Source organism: Polaromonas sp. P1_A2 (assembly GCF_056406895.1).
On sequence record NZ_JBFTZI010000001.1, the window covers coordinates 834,761 to 853,340 of the forward strand.

An 18,580-nucleotide genomic window follows, 5' to 3' on the forward strand; every position below is an offset into this window, starting at 1 on the left:
CACTCTGCAAGAGAACCGGGGAGATAAGAGAACTGAAGCGCACCCGCCGGAGCAAGACCCGGCTAAAGAAACCTCTCCAGTAGCCGGCGTGACGCGCGATCCAAAGCCGTCATGTCGCGGACACTGTACTGCACCCCCTGGCTGCCGGCAATCAAAAGCCCGGTCCGCGCCAGCCGCCGTATGTCCTCCTCACCTTTGAGGATGAACGAAGTCTCGCCCCGGTCGGTCTCGACCGTCCAGACGCTGGGTGTGCCGAAGCTGGAGACGCTTTTGAGCCGCGTGATCTCGGGCACAAAATCGCGCAGCGCGAGTTCTTCCTCGAGCAGCGCGCGCGCCGCCGGCGCCACGGCCCGCAGGCTGTCTACCCAGGCAACTTCGTGGCCCTCGGTGTTGACCAGCGAGATGCCTTCGTCGGGTGCGGCAATCGGGAAGGCGCGCACCGGCACCACGCCGGTATGGGGATGGCCGGCCGCGTCGATAAAGACCAGGCGGCCGGAGGCGTCGCGCGCCAGCGGCAGGGATGAGCCCGGGGTCGTGGAATCAGTCATGGCGATTTCCTGGCTTATGCGTTGTTGACGTGCTGGGCCGCATGGGCGATCTGCGAGGTGGCCACGGCGATGCGGCGCTCTTCGGCTTCCAGGCCGCCCTCTTCGTTGTCGACCTGGCGCGCCTGGGCTTCATACAGCCGCCAGTACGCGCCCTGTTGGGCCATGAGTTCGTCGTGCGGGCCGACTTCGACCACCTGGCCGCGGTCCATCACGACCAGGCGGTCGGCCTTGCGCAGCGTCGACAGGCGGTGGGCAATCGCAATCGTGGTGCGGCCCTGCACCAGGTTGTCCAGGGCGCGCTGGATTTCTTTTTCGGTCTCGGTGTCGACCGAGGACGTGGCCTCGTCGAGGATCAGGATGCGCGGGTCTATCAGCAGCGCGCGCGCAATCGAGATGCGCTGGCGCTCGCCGCCCGACAGGCCCTGGCCGCGTTCGCCGACCAGCGAGTCGTAACCCTGCGGCAGGCGCAGGATGAATTCATGCGCATGGGCGGCGCGCGCGGCCGCGACGATCTCGGCGCGCGTGGCGCCGGGCTTGCCGTAGGCGATGTTCTCGGCAATCGTGCCGAAGAAGAGGAAGGGCTCCTGCAGCACCAGGCCGATGTGGCGGCGGTAGTCGGCCACGCCGAAGCGGCGTATGTCGGTGCCGTCGACCTGGATGGTGCCGTCGCTCACGTCGTAAAAGCGGCAGATCAGGTTGACCAGCGTGCTTTTGCCGGAGCCGCTGTGGCCCACCAGGCCTATCATCTCGCCGGGCCGTATCTGCAGGTCCAGCCCGCGGATCACCGAGCGGTTGCCGTAGCGAAAGCCCAGGTTCTTCATGTCGATGCGGCCCTCGAGCACGCCGGTCTTCACCGGGTTGGCGGTCTCGGGTACGTTGGAGACATGGTCCAGGATGTCGAAGATGCGTTTGGCGCCGGCCGCGGCCTTTTGCGTGACCGAGACGATGCGGCTCATGGAGTCGAGCCGGCCGTAGAAGCGGCCTATGTAGGCGATAAACGCCGTCAGCACACCGACCGTGATCTGCTGCCGGGACACCAGCCAGATGCCGAATGCCCACACCACCAGCAGGCCCACTTCGGTCAGCAGCGAGACCGTGGGCGTGAACAGCGACCAGGTCTTGTTGAGCTTGTCGTTGACGGCCAGGTTGTGCTGGTTGACCTCGCGAAAACGCTGGGCTTCGCGCTTTTCCTGGGCAAAGGCTTTCACCACGCGGATGCCGGGAATGGTGTCGGCCAGCACATTGGTCACGTCCGACCAGACGCGGTCTATCTTTTCAAAACCGGTGCGCAGCTTGTCGCGCACCACGTGGATCATCCAGCCTATGAAGGGCAGCGGCAGCAGGGTCACCACCGCCAGCCAGGGGTTGATGGAAAACAGGATGACCGCGGTCATCACGATCATCAGCACGTCGGTGGCGAAATCCAGCGCGTGCAGCGACAAAAACACGCAGATGCGGTCGGTTTCCGAGCCTATGCGCGACATCAGGTCGCCGGTGCGCTTGCCGCCGAAGTAGTCCAGCGAGAGCTCCAGCAGGTGGTCGAAGGTGGCGGTGCGCAGGTCGGCGCCTATGCGCTCGGACACCAGGGCCAGCAGATAGGTGCGCGCCCAGTTCAGCGCCCAGCCCAGCAGCGCCGCGCCCAGCAGGCCGCCCAGCAGGGCGCCGACCTTCCAGGGCTCTATCTGCTGGCCGTTCTGGAAGGGGATCAGCACGTCGTCCATCAGCGGGATGGTCAGGTAGGGCGGCACCAGCGTGGCGGCCGTGGAGGCCAGCGTCAGTAGAAACCCGGCCAGCAGCTGGTGGCGGTAGGGGTGGGCAAAGCGCCAGAGGCGCAGCAGCACCCAGGTGGAGGGCGGCGTGTGCAGCTCGCGGGCGCAGGCCGGGCATTCCTCGCTGTCGGGCGGCAGCGGCAGGTCGCATTCGGGGCACAGGGCCGCCTCGTCGGCCGGGGGGGGCTCGGCCAGGCCCTGGGCGGCCTGCTGCTGGACGAACAGCCGCACCAGGCGCAGCGCCTGCACATTGGCGCCCAGGGTAAAGCGCCAGCCGGCCAGGCGGGTGCCGCCCTGGTGCAGCTCCAGCGTGCCCACGCCGGCATGGTCGAAATGGCGCAGCGACAGGCCGGCCAGGCCCTTGCCGGTGGCGTCCACCGTGGGCCAGGACGCCCATTTACCGCCGGGGCCGCGGGCCAGCAGGCGGCGGTCCGTCAGGGCCAGCAGGCCGGGGGCGAAACGAAGTTGACTGTCCAGGTCAACCGTAAGCGTACACAGAACGTTTTCCTGGGTTGCAAGTTGTGAGCGAAGCCCCGCCAAGGCGGGGTCGGTTAGGCTGGAGTCGTCTGCCGGGTGTTTGTGTTGCATTGTGTTGGTGAATTCTTGGCGTCCCGCATCTGGCGCGGCTGGGTTTTCGCAGGTTTTGTCTTCGCGCGTGGGGAACCCGAACAGGGGATTTTCGCCGAATGCGGCCTGGAACGACAAATTTGACCCTCAATCCCCGAAAATGGCGAAACCGGCTGCCGGCCCCCACCCCCAGCCAGGCTCGTTCGCGATAAGAACAAAGACACAACGCACATAACGAGACATACAGGGATCCACAGGGGCCTTCACCGGCCTCACACTGAAATTCATCGGCCAGGACCGCCGCTTTGCACCGACGGGTGCGGCCGCCCTGCCTGGCCGACCATGCTGCGAACCATGAGCCCTCAGGACGACATCAAGCTGCTGCGCATCAACTACTTGCGCGGACCCAACATCTGGACTTACCGGGCCGTGCTTGAGGTCTGGCTGGACCTCGGCAAACTCGAGGACTTCCCCTCCAACGAGCTGCCGGGCTTCAACGACCGCCTGGTCGCGCTGCTGCCGGCCCTGCTCGAGCACCACTGCGGCGTGGGCGAGCGCGGCGGCTTCATCCAGCGCCTGCGCGAAGGCACCTGGTCCGGCCATGTGCTGGAGCACGTGGTGATCGAGCTGCTCAACCTGGCCGACATGCCCACAGGCTTCGGCCAGACGCGCAGCACCTCGCAGCGCGGCGTCTACCGCATGGTGTTCCGCGCGCGCGACGAGCAGGTCGCCCGCACCGCGCTGGCCGAGGGCCACCGCCTGCTGATGGCGGCCATCAACGCCACGCCCTACGGCCCCGCCGATGTGCAGGCCGCCGTCGACGCGATACGCGACAAGGTCGACGACTGCTACCTCGGCCCCAGCACCGCGTCCATCGTGGCCGCCGCCACCGACCGCCGCATCCCCCACATCCGCCTGAACGAGGGCAACCTGGTGCAACTGGGCTACGGCGCCAGCCAGCGCCGCATCTGGACGGCCGAAACCGACCTGACCAGTGCCATCGCCGAGGGCATCGCCCACGACAAGGATCTCACCAAAAGCCTGCTGGCCACCTGCGGCGTGCCCGTGCCCGAGGGCGAAATCGTCGCCACGGCCGAAGAGGCCTGGGAAGCGGCCGAGGGCATTGGCCTGCCGGTGGTCATCAAGCCCTCCGACGGCAACCACGGCCGCGGCGTCTCGCTGGACCTCAAAACCCGCGCCGAGATCGAGGCCGCCTTCGCGGTGGCCGCCCGCCATGGCAGCGAGGTCATGGTCGAGCGCTTTGTGCGCGGCCATGAGCACCGCCTGCTGGTCGTCGGCGGCCGCGTCGTCGCCGCCGCGCGCGGCGAAGCCGCCTGGGTGACCGGCGACGGCAGCTCCACGGTGTCGCAGCTCGTCGACGCCCAGCTCAACACCGACCCGCGCCGCGGCGTGGGCGAGGACTTCCCGCTGGGCCGCATCAACACCGCCGAAGACGGCGCCGTCATCCTCGACCTGCAGCGCCAGGGCCTGGCGCCCGATGCCGTGCCGGCCGCCGGCCGCGAGGTGCTGATACAGCGCAACGGCAATGTGGCGCTGGACTGCACCGATGCCGTCCACCCCGAGGTCGACCACATCGTCTCGCTGGCCGCGCGCGTGGTGGGCCTGGACATCGCCGGCGTCGACGTGGTCGCGCAGGACATCTCGCGCCCGCTGCACGAGCAGGGCGGCGCGATTGTCGAAGTCAACGCCGGCCCGGGCCTCCTGATGCACCTCAAGCCCGCCGAAGGCGCGCCGCGCCCGGTGGGCCGCGCCATCTGCGACCACCTGTTCCCGCACTCTTCCGACAGCGACAACCCCAACGACGGCCGCATCCCCATCGTCGGCATCGCCGGCTCCGCCGGCAACTACCGCGTCGCGCGGCTGGTGGCCTGGCTGCTGCACCTGTCGGGCCGGCACACCGGCCTGGCCTGCCAGGCCGGCCTCTTCCTGGACCAGCGCTGCGTGGACGCCTCCGACTGCGCCAACTGGGAAGCCGGCCAGCGCCTCTTGATCAACCGCGCGGTGCAGGCCGCCGTGTTTGAAAACGGCGCCGACACCATCCTGCGCACCGGCCTGCCTTACGACAAATGCCAGGTCGGCGTGGTCACCGACCTGGGCGGCGCCCAGGGCCTGGCCGAGTTCGACATCACCGAAGACGAGCAGATGTTCAAGGTCATGCGCTCGCAGGTCGACGTGGTGCTGCCCAGCGGCGCCGCCGTGCTCAACGCCGGCGACCCGCGCATTGCCGAGATGGCCGAGCTTTGCGACGGCGAAGTGATTTTCTACAGCACCGACCCCAAGGCCGCGGCCATCGCCTCGCATTGCGCCCAGGGCGGCCGCGCGCTGTATGTGCGGCAGGACCAGGTGGTGCTGGCCACCGGCGCCAGCGAGGCCTTTTTGCCCGGCCTGGGCAAGCTGGGCGCCTGGCGCGAGCGCCGCGGCCTGACCGAAGAGGCCCTGCTGGCGGCCGTGGGCGCCGCCTGGGCCCTCGGTATTCCGCTCAACCTGATAGGCGCCGGCATGGAAGCCTTTGAAACCACCCCTAAAACCGCCGGGAGTGCCGAATAATGGAAGTGTCCCGCATCCGGGCCCTGCGCGGCCCCAACCTCTGGAGCCGCCACACCGCGCTTGAAGCCATCGTGGCCTGCGGCGCCGTTGAATGCAACATCTCCGGCCTGGCCGGTTTCGAGCCGCGCGTGCGCGCGCTGTTTCCCGGCATGGGCGCGCTGCGCCAGACCGGCCACGCCGGCCCCGTCTCGCTGGCCCATGTGCTTGAAGCCGCCGCGCTGGCGCTGCAAACCGCCGCGGGCTGCCCCATCACCTTCAGCCACACGGCCGCCACGGTTGAAGCCGGCACCTACCAGGTCGTCGTCGAATACAGCGAGGAAGCCGTCGGCCGCCTGGCCGTTGAGCTGGCCCAGGCCCTGATCCACGCGGCCCTGCGCGACACCGCCTTCGACCTCGAAGCCGCCATCGCCCAGCTGCGCGACCTCGACGAAGACGAGCGCCTGGGCCCCAGCACCGGCGCGATTGTCGACGCCGCCGTCGCGCGCGGCATTCCGTATCGCCGCCTCACCAAGGGCAGCATGGTGCAATTCGGCTGGGGCGCCAAGCAGCGCCGCATCCAGGCCGCCGAGGTCGATTCCACCAGCGCGGTGGCCGAATCCATCGCCCAGGACAAGGACCTCACCAAAAAGCTGCTGCGCGCCGCTGGCGTGCCCGTGCCGCTGGGCCGGCCCGTGACCGACGTCGACGACGCCTGGGCCGCGGCCCGGCAGGTCGGCCTGCCGGTGGTCGTCAAGCCGCAGGACGGCAACCAGGGAAAGGGCGTGACCGTCAACATCACCACGCGCGAACACCTGGAGGTCGCCTACAAGGCCGCCGCCGAACACGGCGAGGTCATGGTCGAGAAATTTTTGCCCGGCAGCGACTTCCGCCTGCTGGTGGTCGGCAACAAGCTGGTCGCCGCCTCGCGGCGCGAGCCGCCGCAGGTGGTGGGCGACGGCCTGCACACCGTGCGCGAACTCGTCGACATCGTCAACCAGGACCCGCGGCGCGGCGAAGGCCATGCCACCTCGCTGACCAAAATCCGCTTTGACGACATCGCCGTCGCGCGCCTGGAAGTGCAGGAGCTCACGCCCGAATCGATTCCCGCCAAGGGCAGGCGCGTCATCCTGCGCAACAACGCCAACCTCAGCACCGGCGGCACCGCCACCGACGTCACCGACGACGTGCACCCCTCGGTTGCCGCGCGCGCCGTGGCCGCCGCGCAAATGGTGGGCCTGCACATCTGCGGCGTCGACGTGGTCTGCGAAAGCATGCTGCGCCCGCTGGAATCGCAAAACGGCGGCGTCGTTGAAGTCAACGCCGCGCCCGGCTTGCGCATGCACCTGTCGCCCTCCTACGGCAAGGGCCGCGCCGTCGGCGTGGCCATGGTCGACGAACTCTTCCCTCCCGGTGACAACGGCCGCATCCCGATCGTTGCCGTGACCGGCACCAACGGCAAGACCACCACCACGCGCCTGATCGCCCACCTGATGGCCGCAGAGGGCCTGCGCACCGGCATGACGAATACCGACGGCGTCTACATCAACGGCCGGCAGACCGACAGCGGCGACTGCAGCGGCCCCAAGAGCGCGCGCAACGTGCTCATGCACCCCGACGTCGACGCGGCGGTGTTCGAGATCGCGCGCGGCGGCGTGCTGCGCGAAGGCCTGGGCTTTGACCGCTGCCAGGTTGCCGTCGTCACCAACATCGGCAGCGGCGACCACCTGGGCCTGAACTACATCACCACCGTCGAAGACCTGGCCGTGCTCAAGCGCGTCATCGTGCAGAACGTCGCGAACACCGGCTATGCCGTGCTCAATGCCGCCGACCCCATCGTCGCCGACATGGCCGCCACCTGCCCCGGCAAGATCATCTTCTTCGCGGCCGACCGCCACCACCCGCTCATGGCCACGCACCGTGCCCAGGGCAAACGCACCGTCTACATCGACGGCCCCATGCTGGTCGCCGCCGAAGGCGCCTGGGTCGAGCGCATCCCGCTGCAGGGTGTGCCCGTCACGCGCGGCGGCAGCATCAGCTTCCAGGTCGAGAACGTCATGGCGGCCGTCGCCGCTGCCTGGGGCGCGGGCCTGAACTGGGACACCATCAAGAGCGGCCTGGCCAGCTTCGTCAACGACGCGCACAACGCCCCCGGCCGCTTCAACGTCATGGACTACAAGGGCGCCACCGTGATCGCCGACTACGGCCACAACCCGGACGCCATGCGCGCCCTGGTCGCCGCCGTCGACGCCATGCCCGCCACGCCGGGCCAGCGCCGCAGCGTCGTCATCAGCGGCGCCGGCGACCGCCGCGACAGCGACATCCGCGACCAGACCATCATCCTGGGCAGCGCCTTCGACGACGTCATCCTCTACCAGGACGCCGCCCAGCGCGGCCGCGCCGACGGCGAAGTCATGGCTCTGCTGCGCCAGGGGCTGGAAGGTGCCGTCCGCACCCGGCGCATCGACGAGATACGTGGTGAGTTCCTGGCGATAGACACCGCGCTTGAGCGGCTGTCACCGGGCGATCTTTGCCTGGTGCTGGTGGACCAGGTGCAGGAAGCGCTTGAGCATTTGGCTGCTCGGGTCAGGGAAGCCAAGGAAAAAGTAGCGCACTGAGGCCGGGGCTTGCTCCGGCCTTCGCGCTCTTCCTCTTCATCCTCCTCTTTCCTCTGCTGTGAGCTGCTGGCCGGGTCTCGCCCCGGCGGGCGACCTACTTTCTTTTGCTTCGCCAAAAGAAAGTAGGCAAAGAAAAGGCGACCCGCAGTCTGGGTCCCTCCGCTGCGCTGCGGGCAACCTGCGGTGCTCGACTACGGCGGGGTCTCGCGCAAACTCGCCTTCGGCTCAAACAAGCGCGATCCCTGATCCGCCTACGTCTGCGCTCCTCGGCCCAGCCAGGACGGGGCAATCGGGAGCGGGAACCAAATACCGAAAGACAAAGAAGACAAATACAAACAAGGACACGCCATGGCGTGTCCTTGTTTTTTTGTATTGGTATTTTTCTCCCACCCCCTTGTGTATGCGCCGAGGAGCGGAGGTTCAGGCGGATCAGGGATCGCGTTGTCTGAGCGAAGTGAAACGTAGCGAGTTTAGCGAGACCCCGCCTGAACCGAGCACCGCAGGTTGCCCGTAGCGCAGCGGAGGGACGCAGACACCAGGGTCGCCTTTCTTTTGCTTACTTTTGGTGTTTGCGTAACTTCGCTGCGCGAAGTGAGCAAACCCCGCGCGCGTAGCGCGCCTTTTGGCGAACAAAAGAAAACCCGCTTTGCGGGTTTCGATAAAAGTGAGTTGCCGCCGGGCAACCCCGGCCAGCAGGCCTATGCAAAGAGCGCATTGCCCAGACAAGACCGGGCGTTAATGAGAACCTCTATGAGCCCACCCAGTTGTATGTTTCTCAACATAACTAAACAACTCATACATCGCCATCGCCATCGCCCCAATCACCACCAACCCGGCAAACGCCAAGGCCAGCCGCTGCTGCGAACCGGCACTCTGCATCAGGTAGCCAATGCCTGAGTCGCCAGCCGTCATCTCGGCCAGCACGGTGCCGACAAAGGCCAAGGTGATGGAAACCTTGAGCGAGGCAAAGAAGTAGGGCATGGAGCGCGGCAGGCCGACCTTGACGAGTACGTCCCAGCGCTTGGCGCCCAGCACGCGCAGCACGTCCTCGAGTTCGGGCTCGAGTGTGGCCAGGCCCGTGGCCATGTTGACGGTGATGGGGAAGAACGAGATCAGGAAGGCCGTCAGGATGCCGGGGCCTATGCCTATGCCGAACCAGACAATCAGGATGGGGACAATCGCGGCCTTGGGCACGGCGTTGAAAGCCACCAGCAGCGGGTACACCGCCGCATAGGCCAGGCGCGAGGAGCCGACCAGAAAACCCAGCAGCACGCCGACGATGATGGACAGGCCAAAACCGACCAGGGTGACCCAGAAGGTTTTCCAGGCGGCTTCGGCGATCGGCGTAGCGAACTCGGCCATGGCCTGGGCAATCGCGAGTGGCGCGGGAAAAATGAATTCAGGCACCGTGAAGATGCTGCACACCAGCTGCCACAGCAAGACCACGGCCGCCAGCAGCGCCCAGGGCGCCCAGCGTTCCAGCTGTTTGTTGTTCAGGGTCATGGCGCGGCCCCGCCGCGCACCGCGCCTATGTGGCCGCGCAGCTCGTGCACGATGTCGCTGAATTGACTGGTGTAAGTGACTTCCAGGTCGCGCGGGCGCGGCAGGTCGATTTCGCGCCTGACGACAAAACGGCCCGGGCTTTTGCTCATCACGTACACCGTGTCGGCCAAAAACACCGACTCGCGCAAATCATGCGTGACCAGGATCACGTTAAAGCGCTGCTCGGTCCAGAGGTCGCGCAAGATGCACCAGAGTTCCTCGCGCGTGAAGGCGTCCAGCGCGCCGAAGGGTTCGTCGAGCAGCAGCATCTTGGGTTCGTGGATCAGCGCACGGCAAATGCTGGCGCGTTGCTGCATGCCGCCCGAGAGCTGCCAGGGGAATTTGTCTTCATAACCGGCGAGGCCCACCTTTTGCAGCAGGCGGCGCGCGCGTTCCTCGAACTCCTTGCGCCTGGCCTTGAACTGGCTGCGATAGGGTTCAACGATCTCCAGCGGCAGCAGCACATTGCCGACCGTGGTGCGCCAGGGCAGCAGCGAGGGTGCCTGGAAGGCCATGCCTGAAATTTTGAGCGGCCCGGTCACGGGCCGGCCGTCGATCAGGATGCGGCCGGAGGAGGGCATCTTCAGGCCCGTGGCCAGTTTCATGAAAGTGGACTTGCCGCAGCCCGAAGGGCCGACGATGGCGATGAATTCGCCTTGCCGCACCTGCAGGTCTATGGCCTCGACGGAAAATTGTTTGCGTGCGAGCAGCTCGTCGTTATACGCAAGCCAGACGTCGCTGAAATCAACGAAGTGATGGGAGTCGACTGTAGCCAGGGACATGCTTATTTCTTGGGCACCGGCAATACATTGAGTTCAGCCGCCGTAGGCAGGAAGCTGCCGTTCCACACCAGCGCAGGGTCAACGCGGGTCTTGGTGCCGAAGGCGTCGGACACCTGCGAGGCCATCAGCGTGAGGCGCGGGGCTTTTACCTGGCCGAAGCCTTCGGCGCGCGCGTCGGGGCTGTTGACCACGGTGTCTATGGCCAGGCGCAGGCGGCGCACTTCCAGCGGCACGTTGATGATGCCGTCGCGCGCCTTGACGAATTCAATCGCGGCGGCCGGGTCGGCCACCACGTCTTTCACGCCTTTGGTGAAGGCCTGCAGGAAGGCCTTGACGGCCTCCGGGTGCTCCTTGATGAGCTTGGGCGAGGCGATCACCACGTTGCCGTAGTGCTTCACGCCGAAGTCGGCATAGGGCAGCACCACCACATCCTCGGCCTTGACGCCGCGCGCCTCGAGATTGAGCAGCGAGGTGAAGGTAAAACCGGTGATGGCATCCACCTCGCCGCGCGCCAGCATGGTTTCGCGCAGCGGCGGGTCCATGGTGACCCACTGGAAGCCGGTGACCTTGTTGGCCTTGGCAAACACCGGGAAGGCGCGGCGGCCGGCGTCGAACACCGGCGCGCCCATTTTTTTGCCGTTGAGGTCGGCCGGTGTCTTGATGCCCGACTTCTTGAGCGCCATCACCGAGGCCGGCGTGTTGTTGTAGACCATCATCACCGCCACCGGCTTGTTGGGCGCGTCGGGGTTGTTGGCGTGGAACTCCATGACCGAGGCCAGGTCGGCAAAACCCATGTCGTAAGTGCCAGAAGCCACACGCGTGACCGCGCCGCCGGAGCCGTTGCCGGCGTCCACCGTGACGTCCAGCTTGTTGGCCTTGAAGTAGCCCTTGGCCACCGGCGTGAGGAAGAGCGCGGAAGGGCCTTCAAAACGCCAGTCGAGCTGGAATTTGATGGGGGTGTTCTGCGCCTGCGCGCCCAGGGCCGTCAGGGCAAGTACCGCCCCGGTCATCAGGGCGGCCAGGCGGGGGAGGGCAAAAGCGCGGTTTTTCATATCGGGAAATTTCTTATAGGGGTGGCGAAAAGAGGAGCGAAAGGGGCGGCAGGCGGATTCCATGGAAGAGGCTGCGGCCGTGAAGCAAGGCAAACCCCAAAACGATACAGCAAAAACAGTGCCTGCCGTGCCTGCGGAGTAGAACTTTCGGCTTGACGCGAGGAGCCCGCTGTTGTCTTCCGGACCGGCGGGCTTGGCAAGCTGGCGGCGCGCGTTGGCTAAAGCGCAACAGATATGCCCTTCGACTGCTGTCAATGCTCGCAGCTTGTAATTTCTCACCGAATGGAATTGGGTGATTGCGCTTGTCATATTTGTCATATTTTTGGCGCATGCACTTGCCGGATCTCCGCTTCAATGATCCTGCTGCCGCTACGCGGTCTCGGGGGTGCAGCCTTGGCTGCTTAAAAAAAAGAAAGCTGTCCGTCGGGGGATAGGGGGCCCCGGGGATGACAGCTGTCGTTACAGCTGTTTACGTTTGATCGGGGCCGGCGGGATTGCATGCGTGGGCTCCACCCGCTTTTACCTGTCAGTCCTGACAGGAAAGCACCCCCAGGCAGTCTTTGACTATTTTCGCGGCCCGTCCATAGAGTGCCATTGTGTGAGAGGGATTAAGCCGCAAGGCCGCACTGCTTCCCAAGCCTTTGCAAAGCCTTGGGGCGGCGGCTGAAGCGATCTAACAACGATGTATTCAGACAGGGATTTCATGAAAACGCCTTTTTCGCTGCTGCGCCGCCAGATGTTGTCTATCCTGGGCCTGGGGGTCCTGACAGGGGGGATGGGGGCAGCAGGCAGTGCCTGGGCCCAGGCCGCGGCAGCCGGCAAAAAACCGGCGGCCACGGGAGCGGGAGGAGGCAACTGGCGCTTTCTGATCAATGAAGCCGTGGGAGGCGATACCAACTCCTTTGTGCTGACCAACCGCTACCGGCCGGTCGCCGATTTCATCACCGCCCAGCTCAAGGGCCGGCCCATCGTGGTGGAGCCCATGGTCGACATCAAGCGCTTCATGGCGGTGGCCCAGGGCGCCAGCAAGCCCGAGTTCGTCTTCGGCAAGTCCGTCAACCAGCTGGCCAAGCTGGTGCGCGACAACGGCTACCAGCCGGTGGTGCGGCGCGCAGATCCCTACAAGGCGGCCTTTATCGTGGCCAAGGACTCCCCGATCAAAACCCTCACGGATGCGGCCGATTCAAAGGTCATCATGCCCGACGAGTTCGCGGCCACCAGCGCGGTGGCCCTGGCGGAACTGCGGCGGCAAAAACTCAGCCAGATCCGGGTGACGCATGTGCGCTTCCAGGAGGAAGTCGCGCAGTTCGTGAAATCCGGAATGGGCCAGATTGGCGTGGTCAACCCCACCATCGCCAAAAAGTGGGTGGAAGACGGCGGGCGCGTGGTGGCTGAAACGCAGCCGGTGGTGAACTGGTCGATTCTGGCCGGCCCCGGCGTGGCCGCGGACACGGTGCAGCAGCTGCGCGATGCGCTGCTGGCCGCCAGTCCCGAAAGCGCCGCCGTGCTGGCATCGATGGGCGTGAAGGCCTGGGCCAAAGCCGAAAGAAAGGATTACCTGGATTTGTTGGACTACACGAGGGAGTAAAAAATGAACGTGTTGCTTCGAACGGGTCAGTTTTCGTTGTCGACATGGCGAACCGGGTTGCTGGCCGCCGTGCTCGCGCTTTCCTGCGGCGCACAAGCCCAGGACAAAAGGGCCGTGCCGCCCAACATCGAGCGGGCCGCGGCGGAAATCGCCGCGGAACTCGCGAGCAACTGCCCCCTGGCGCCGGCCGGCGATGTCGGCGCCTACAACCAGTGCCGGCAAGCCCTGTTCGGCCCCAGCCAGTTGCGCGCGCATGTGGCGCCCATCATGCTGTGGGGCCGGCAGAACAAAAAAGAGAATGCCACGCTGCGCCAGACCAACCTCACGCAGTTCGCGCCGGACGCCTGGACCGGCATGTATGCGCCGCTCTTCATGTTCAACGGCCGGCATACCGTGGAATGGGTGGCCGACGAGAAGATGTTCCTGGTGCGGCTGGAAGCGGCTTTTCGCAACCGCCTGGCGCCGGGCCAGTTTCCCTACCCGTTCTGGCACGACGAGGCCAAGTGGGCCATGTACGAGAACGCCCGCAGCATGATGCTGTGGATGAGCCCCGAGACGGCGACCATCAAGGTGGCGCAGTTCACCGACGTGGCGCCCACACCGCTGCTGCAGCCGGTGGTGGCGGTGCAGCATGAGAAATACCAGGGCCCCTGGCTGTGGACCGACGAAAAAGGCCACACCCAGCCGGCGGTGACCCTGTTCGACGGCCTGTACCGGCCGGAAAACCCCTATCTGGGCAGCGTGGACAAGCGCTACCGGGACCTGGCGGCGCAGATGCGCGAGTCGCAGTGCGTGAACTGCCATGTGCCCAACAACCCCGACAAGATGAGCCGCCTGGTGCTGCTGTCGACGCCCGCGCATGCCGCGGCCGAAGTGGACCGCTTGATCAAGGCCGTGCGGGAGGACCGCATGCCCATGGACGAGTTCAGGTTGAGCTACGCCCTGTCCGAAGACAACAAGAAGTGGCTGCTTGAGAGTGCGCTGGCATTCAAGGCAAGCCTGACCGCTGCCAGGCAATGGGAGGACGAGGCAGCAAAGAAGACCGTGCAATCCGCTATCAACCCTTTGAAGGTGATCAAATGAATACTGCATTGCTGTCACACGTAACCGGTCGCCGCGCGGTTCTTCGCGGCGTGGTGGGCGCCGCCGCGGCTGCCGTGGCCTGGCAGGGCTTTCCCTCGATCAGCTGGAGCCAGCAGCAGGCCGGTGGCGCGGAGCGCTGGCGGCTGCTGATCAACGAGGCGGTCACGGCGGACCTCAGCATTTCCATGCTGGCCCTGCGCTACCGCGGCTGGGCCGATTACCTGGGCGGGCAGATCCGCAGCAAGCAGGTGGTGGTCGATCCCGTCATCGATATCCAGAATTTCGTGCGGCAGGCATCGTCGGACCAAAAGCCGCTGATGATTTTCGGGAAATCCGTCAACCAGCTGTCCAAGCTGGTTCGCGACGGGGGCTACCAGCCCCTGGTGCGCCGGCCCGAGCCTTACAAGGCGGCCTTTATCGTGAACAACAATTCGCCGATCACCAGCATCGGCCAGCTCAGCGGCAAAAAAATCCTGATGCCCGATGAGTCTTCCGCCACGGTGGCGGTCGCGCGCGCCGAGATCCGCCGCATGAATGTGCGCGAGCCCTATATTTCCTACACGCGCTACCAGGATTCCGTCTCGGCCCAGGTGGCGGCAGGCCTTGCCGAAGTGGGCGCGGTCAACCCGACCCTGGCGAAGAAATGGCAGGAAGGCGGCGGCCGCATCATCGGGGAAACCCAGCCTGTGGTGAACTGGTCGGTGCTGGCCGCTCCCGGCGTGCCGGCCGACATGGTCAGCAAGCTGACGGAGTCGCTGCTGGCCATGAACAGCCAGTCGGCCGGCATTCTGTCGGAGATAGGCGTCAAGCAGTGGGTCAAGGCCGACCGCAAGGAATACCTGGCCCTGCTGGACTACACCCACGAGTGAGGTGAATCGGCGCGGGCTCTAGGAGCGTTCAGGGCACATTCAGGGCGCGACCGGATGCCTCGCCATGGCCTCCAGGGCCAGCACCAGGGCTGAATGATCGGCCTGTGCATGGCCCAGCGCCGCGCAGGACTGCATCAGCTGCGCGGCATTGGCCGTTTGCGGCAGCGCCACGCCCAGGGCCCGCGCGCCCTGCAGCGCGAGGTTCAAGTCCTTCTGGTGCAGCGCGATGCGAAAACCCGGCGCGAAGCTGCGTTTGATCATGCGCTCGCCATGCACTTCAAGAATGCGCGAGGCCGCGAAGCCGCCCATCAGCGCTTCGCGCACCTTGGCCGGGTCGGCGCCGGCCCGGGAGGCGAACACCAGGGCCTCGCCGACGGCGGCGATGTTGAGCGCCACGATGATCTGGTTGGCCACCTTGCAGACCTGGCCGTCGCCGGCGCCGCCTACGCGCGTGACGTTCTTGCCCATCAGCGCGAGCAGCGGCCTGACGCGTTCAAAAGCCTGCTCTTCGCCGCCCACCATGATGCTCAGGCTGGCGGCCTTGGCGCCGACCTCGCCGCCCGAGACCGGCGCGTCCAGGTAGTCGCCGCCCAAGGCCTGGATTTTTTCCGCGAAGCCGCGCGTGGCGATGGGGTCTATGGAGCTGCAGTCGACTACCACCTTGCCTCGGCCCGAGGCCTTGAGGCCGGCCGCCACGCCCAGCTCGCCGAAGAGCACGGCCTCTACGTCGGGCGTGTCGGGCACCATGATGAAGATGATGTCGGCCCGCTCGGCCACGCCCTGGGCCGTGGTGCAGAGGGTGGCGCCGCCGCCCGCCAGCGCCTCGGGCACCGTGCCGCGGGTGTTGACGAACAGCATGTGGCCGGCCTTGAGCAAATGGCCGGCCATGGGTGCGCCCATGATGCCCAGGCCTATGAAGCCGAGTTTGAGTCCTGACTTGATCATGACGGCCTGCCTTTATGCTGTGAGCCCGCTGCGCCAGCCCAGGCCCGCGGCCGTGGTGGTTTGCGGTTGGTATTCGCAGCCTATGGCACCGCTGTAGCCGATGGCGTCGATGTGGCGCAGCAGCCAGCGGTAGTTGATCTCGCCGGTGCCGGGTTCGTGGCGGCCCGGGTTGTCGGCCAGCTGGATGTGGCCTATGCGGCCCAGGTGTTTGCTGAGCGTGGCGGCGAGCTCGCCCTCCATGCGCTGCGCATGGTAGATGTCGTACTGCACAAACAGGTTGTCCGAGCCGACTTCGTCGGCGATGGCCAGCGCCTCGTCGGTGCGGGTCAGGAAGAAGCCGGGGATGTCGTAGTGGTTGATGGGCTCCACCAGCAGGCGTATGCCGGCCCGCTTGAGCGCGGCGGCCGCGTGGCGCAGGTTGGCGACCAGGGTGGCGTGGGCCTCTTCCCGCGCCACGCCGGCGGGCAGCTTGCCCGCCAGGCAGTTGAGCTGTTTGCAGTCCAGCGCGGTGGCGTAGCCGATGGCGCGGGCCAGGCCTTCGCGGAATTCGGCCTCGCGGCCCGGGTGGCAGGCGATGCCGCGTTCGCCGGCTTCCCAGTCGCCGGCCGGCAGGTTGTGCAGCACTTGCGTCAGGCCGTTGTCCCTGAGCGCGGCGGCCAGCGCCTGCTTGGGATAGGCATAGGGGAACAGGTATTCCACGGCGTCGAAGCCGGCGGCGCGGGCGGCCGCGAAGCGCTCCATGAAGGGGAGCTCGGTGAACAGCATGCTCAGGTTGGCGGCGAATTTCGGCATAAGGGTCATCTTTCGGTCGGGTCGGGTTCAGTCAAGCAGCGCGCAGTCAATCGCGGTGGGCGCGTCGGATTTTTTCAGGGCGAGTTCCTCGAACTCGTTGATGTTGTCGATCTCGGTGCCCATGGCGATGTTGGTCACGCGCTCCAGGATCACCTCGATGACCACGGGCACCTGGAACTCCTTCATCCAGGCCTCGGCCTGGCGCACGGCGGGCGCGAATTCCTCCTGCCTGAGCACACGCAAGGCCTTGCAGCCCAGGCCCTCGGCCACCTTGAGGTGGTCCACGCCGTAGCCCCTGACGGCCGTTTCCTCTTCAGGCGTGTTGATGTTGTCAAAACCCAGCTGCACGCAGTAGTCCATCTCGAAGCCGCGCTGGGCCTGGCGTATCAGCCCGAGGTAGGAGTTGTTGACCACGATGTGCAGGTAGGGCAGCTTGAACTGCGCGCCCACGGCCAGTTCCTCGACCATGAACTGGAAGTCGTAGTCACCCGACAGCGCGACGATCTTGCGCGTGGGGTCGGCGGCGCGCACGCCCAGCGCGGCCGGCACCGTCCAGCCCAGCGGGCCGGCCTGGCCGCAGTTGATCCAGTGGCGCGGCTTGTGCACATGCAGGAACTGCGCGGCGGCGATCTGCGACAGGCCTATGGTGCTGACATAGCAGGCGTCGTCGCCGAAGGCATTGTTCATGCACTGGTAGACGCGCTGCGGTTTCATGGGCACGCTGTCGAAATTGGTCTTGCGCAGCAGGGTGCGCTTGCGCTCCCGGCATTCGGCCGCCCATGGGCCGCGGTCCTTGAGCCGGCCGTCGGCCTTCATCTCGCCGGCCACTTGCACGAAGAGCTCGAGCGCCAGCTTGGCGTCGGAGACGATGCCGTAGTCGGGTGCGAAGACGCGGCCTATCTGCGTGGGCTCTATGTCCACGTGCACGAACTTGCGGCCCCGGGTGTAGACCTCGACCGAGCCGGTGTGGCGGTTCGCCCAGCGGTTGCCCATGCCCAGCACGAAGTCGGAGGCCAGCAGGGTGGCGTTGCCGTAGCGGTGGCTGGTCTGCAGGCCGCACATGCCGGCCATCAGCGGGTGGCTGTCGGGAATCGCGCCCCAGCCCATCAGGGTGGGAATGACGGGCACGCCGGTGATCTCGGCCAGTTGCACCAGCAGGGGCGAGGCGTCGGCGTTGATGACACCGCCGCCGGCCACGATCAGCGGCCTGGCGGCTTCATTGAGCATGGCCAGCGCTTTTTCAACCTGGGCGCGGGTGGCGCAGGGTTTGTAGACCGGCAGCGGCGAATAGGTGTCCGGGTCGAACTCGATCTCGCCCATCTGCACGTCAAAGGGCAGGTCTATCAGCACCGGCCCTGGCCGGCCCGAGCGCATCAGGTGAAAGGCCTGCTGGAAGGCGCGCGGCACCTGGGCGGGTTCGCGCACCGTCACGCTCCACTTGGTCACGGGCTTGGAGATCGATTCGATGTCGACCGCCTGGAAGTCTTCCTTGTACAGCCGCGCGCGCGGCGCCTGGCCGGTGATGCAGAGGATGGGAATCGAGTCGGCCTGCGCCGAGTAAAGGCCGGTGATCATGTCGGTGCCGGCCGGGCCCGAGGTGCCTATGCACACGCCGATGTTGCCGGGGCAGGCGCGGGTGTAGCCCTCGGCCATGTGCGAGGCGCCTTCGACGTGGCGCGCCAGGATGTGGCTGATGGTTCCCTGCTTGCGCAAGGCCGCGTACAGCGGGTTGATCGCCGCGCCGGGAATGCCGAAGGCCTGGGTCACGCCTTCTTTTTCCATCACCCAGACCGCGGCCTGGATGGCTGTCATTTTTGCCATGCTTGAACTCCTTGGATGGAGCCGACTGTAGGCAGGCATGGCGCCGCGCGGAAGGCGGCG

The 18,580-nt window shown here is 66.3% G+C and carries 13 protein-coding genes; 5 read left to right on the forward strand and 8 right to left on the reverse strand.

The features are described from left to right. Window positions 1–62: 62 nt before the first annotated feature. On the reverse strand, window positions 63–548 hold the full coding sequence (locus tag AC1D09_RS04000) for a cyanophycin metabolism-associated DUF1854 family protein (protein ID WP_477664332.1): 486 nt from the start codon (window positions 546–548) through the stop codon (window positions 63–65). Window positions 549–562: 14 nt separating this feature from the next. Then, window positions 563–2,905, reverse strand: coding sequence for a cyanophycin metabolism-associated ABC transporter (locus AC1D09_RS04005; protein ID WP_477700939.1), 2,343 nt, complete (start codon window positions 2,903–2,905; stop codon window positions 563–565). Window positions 2,906–3,238: 333 nt separating this feature from the next. Between AC1D09_RS04005 and AC1D09_RS04010 the strand changes: the two genes are divergently transcribed. After that, a complete protein-coding gene (locus AC1D09_RS04010; protein WP_477664334.1) occupies window positions 3,239–5,452 on the forward strand; it encodes a cyanophycin synthetase in 2,214 nt (737 codons plus the stop codon). Beyond that, window positions 5,452–8,046: a cyanophycin synthetase gene (gene cphA / locus AC1D09_RS04015; RefSeq protein WP_477664335.1), complete on the forward strand. Its 2,595-nt coding sequence runs from the start codon at window positions 5,452–5,454 to the stop codon at window positions 8,044–8,046. Before AC1D09_RS04010 ends, cphA begins: the two co-directional genes overlap by 1 nt. Window positions 8,047–8,781: 735 nt before the next feature. Here the strand turns inward: cphA and AC1D09_RS04020 are convergent. The 3 genes from AC1D09_RS04020 to AC1D09_RS04030 are packed head-to-tail and all read right to left on the reverse strand — an operon-like array spanning window position 8,782 to window position 11,380. Further along, a complete protein-coding gene (locus AC1D09_RS04020) occupies window positions 8,782–9,549 on the reverse strand; it encodes an ABC transporter permease (protein ID WP_477663583.1) in 768 nt (255 codons plus the stop codon). Then, complete coding sequence (locus AC1D09_RS04025; RefSeq protein WP_477663582.1) at window positions 9,546–10,370, reverse strand: ABC transporter ATP-binding protein; 825 nt, start codon at window positions 10,368–10,370, stop codon at window positions 9,546–9,548. The genes AC1D09_RS04020 and AC1D09_RS04025 overlap by 4 nt, the downstream gene beginning before the upstream one ends. 2 nt (window positions 10,371–10,372) lie before the next feature. Next, complete coding sequence (locus AC1D09_RS04030) at window positions 10,373–11,380, reverse strand: ABC transporter substrate-binding protein (protein ID WP_477663593.1); 1,008 nt, start codon at window positions 11,378–11,380, stop codon at window positions 10,373–10,375. 745 nt (window positions 11,381–12,125) lie between these two features. On the opposite strand from AC1D09_RS04030, the gene AC1D09_RS04035 reads away from it, so the two are divergent. From AC1D09_RS04035 to AC1D09_RS04045, 3 genes are read left to right on the forward strand one after another with little or no spacing between them, the layout of a single operon-like run. Next, window positions 12,126–13,010 carry a phosphate/phosphite/phosphonate ABC transporter substrate-binding protein gene (locus tag AC1D09_RS04035; protein ID WP_477663581.1) on the forward strand — a complete coding sequence of 295 codons (885 nt, stop codon included), beginning with the start codon at window positions 12,126–12,128 and terminating at the stop codon, window positions 13,008–13,010. Between the two features lie 3 nt (window positions 13,011–13,013). Further along, window positions 13,014–14,093, forward strand: a complete 1,080-nt coding sequence (locus tag AC1D09_RS04040; protein ID WP_477700940.1) for a hypothetical protein — start codon at window positions 13,014–13,016, stop codon at window positions 14,091–14,093. Next, window positions 14,090–14,962, forward strand: coding sequence for a phosphate/phosphite/phosphonate ABC transporter substrate-binding protein (locus AC1D09_RS04045; protein WP_477663579.1), 873 nt, complete (start codon window positions 14,090–14,092; stop codon window positions 14,960–14,962). The genes AC1D09_RS04040 and AC1D09_RS04045 overlap by 4 nt, the downstream gene beginning before the upstream one ends. 39 nt (window positions 14,963–15,001) lie before the next feature. Here the strand turns inward: AC1D09_RS04045 and AC1D09_RS04050 are convergent, their stop codons facing one another. The 3 genes from AC1D09_RS04050 to gcl are packed head-to-tail and all read right to left on the reverse strand — an operon-like array spanning window position 15,002 to window position 18,520. Next, complete coding sequence (locus AC1D09_RS04050) at window positions 15,002–15,907, reverse strand: 2-hydroxy-3-oxopropionate reductase (RefSeq protein ID WP_477663578.1); 906 nt, start codon at window positions 15,905–15,907, stop codon at window positions 15,002–15,004. 12 nt (window positions 15,908–15,919) lie between these two features. Next, the gene (hyi, locus tag AC1D09_RS04055) at window positions 15,920–16,699 is read right to left on the reverse strand and encodes a hydroxypyruvate isomerase (protein WP_477663577.1); all 780 of its coding nucleotides are present in this window, start codon (window positions 16,697–16,699) and stop codon (window positions 15,920–15,922) included. Window positions 16,700–16,726: 27 nt separating this feature from the next. Next, window positions 16,727–18,520 carry a glyoxylate carboligase gene (gcl, locus tag AC1D09_RS04060; RefSeq protein WP_477663576.1) on the reverse strand — a complete coding sequence of 598 codons (1,794 nt, stop codon included), beginning with the start codon at window positions 18,518–18,520 and terminating at the stop codon, window positions 16,727–16,729. Window positions 18,521–18,580: the final 60 nt, after the last annotated feature.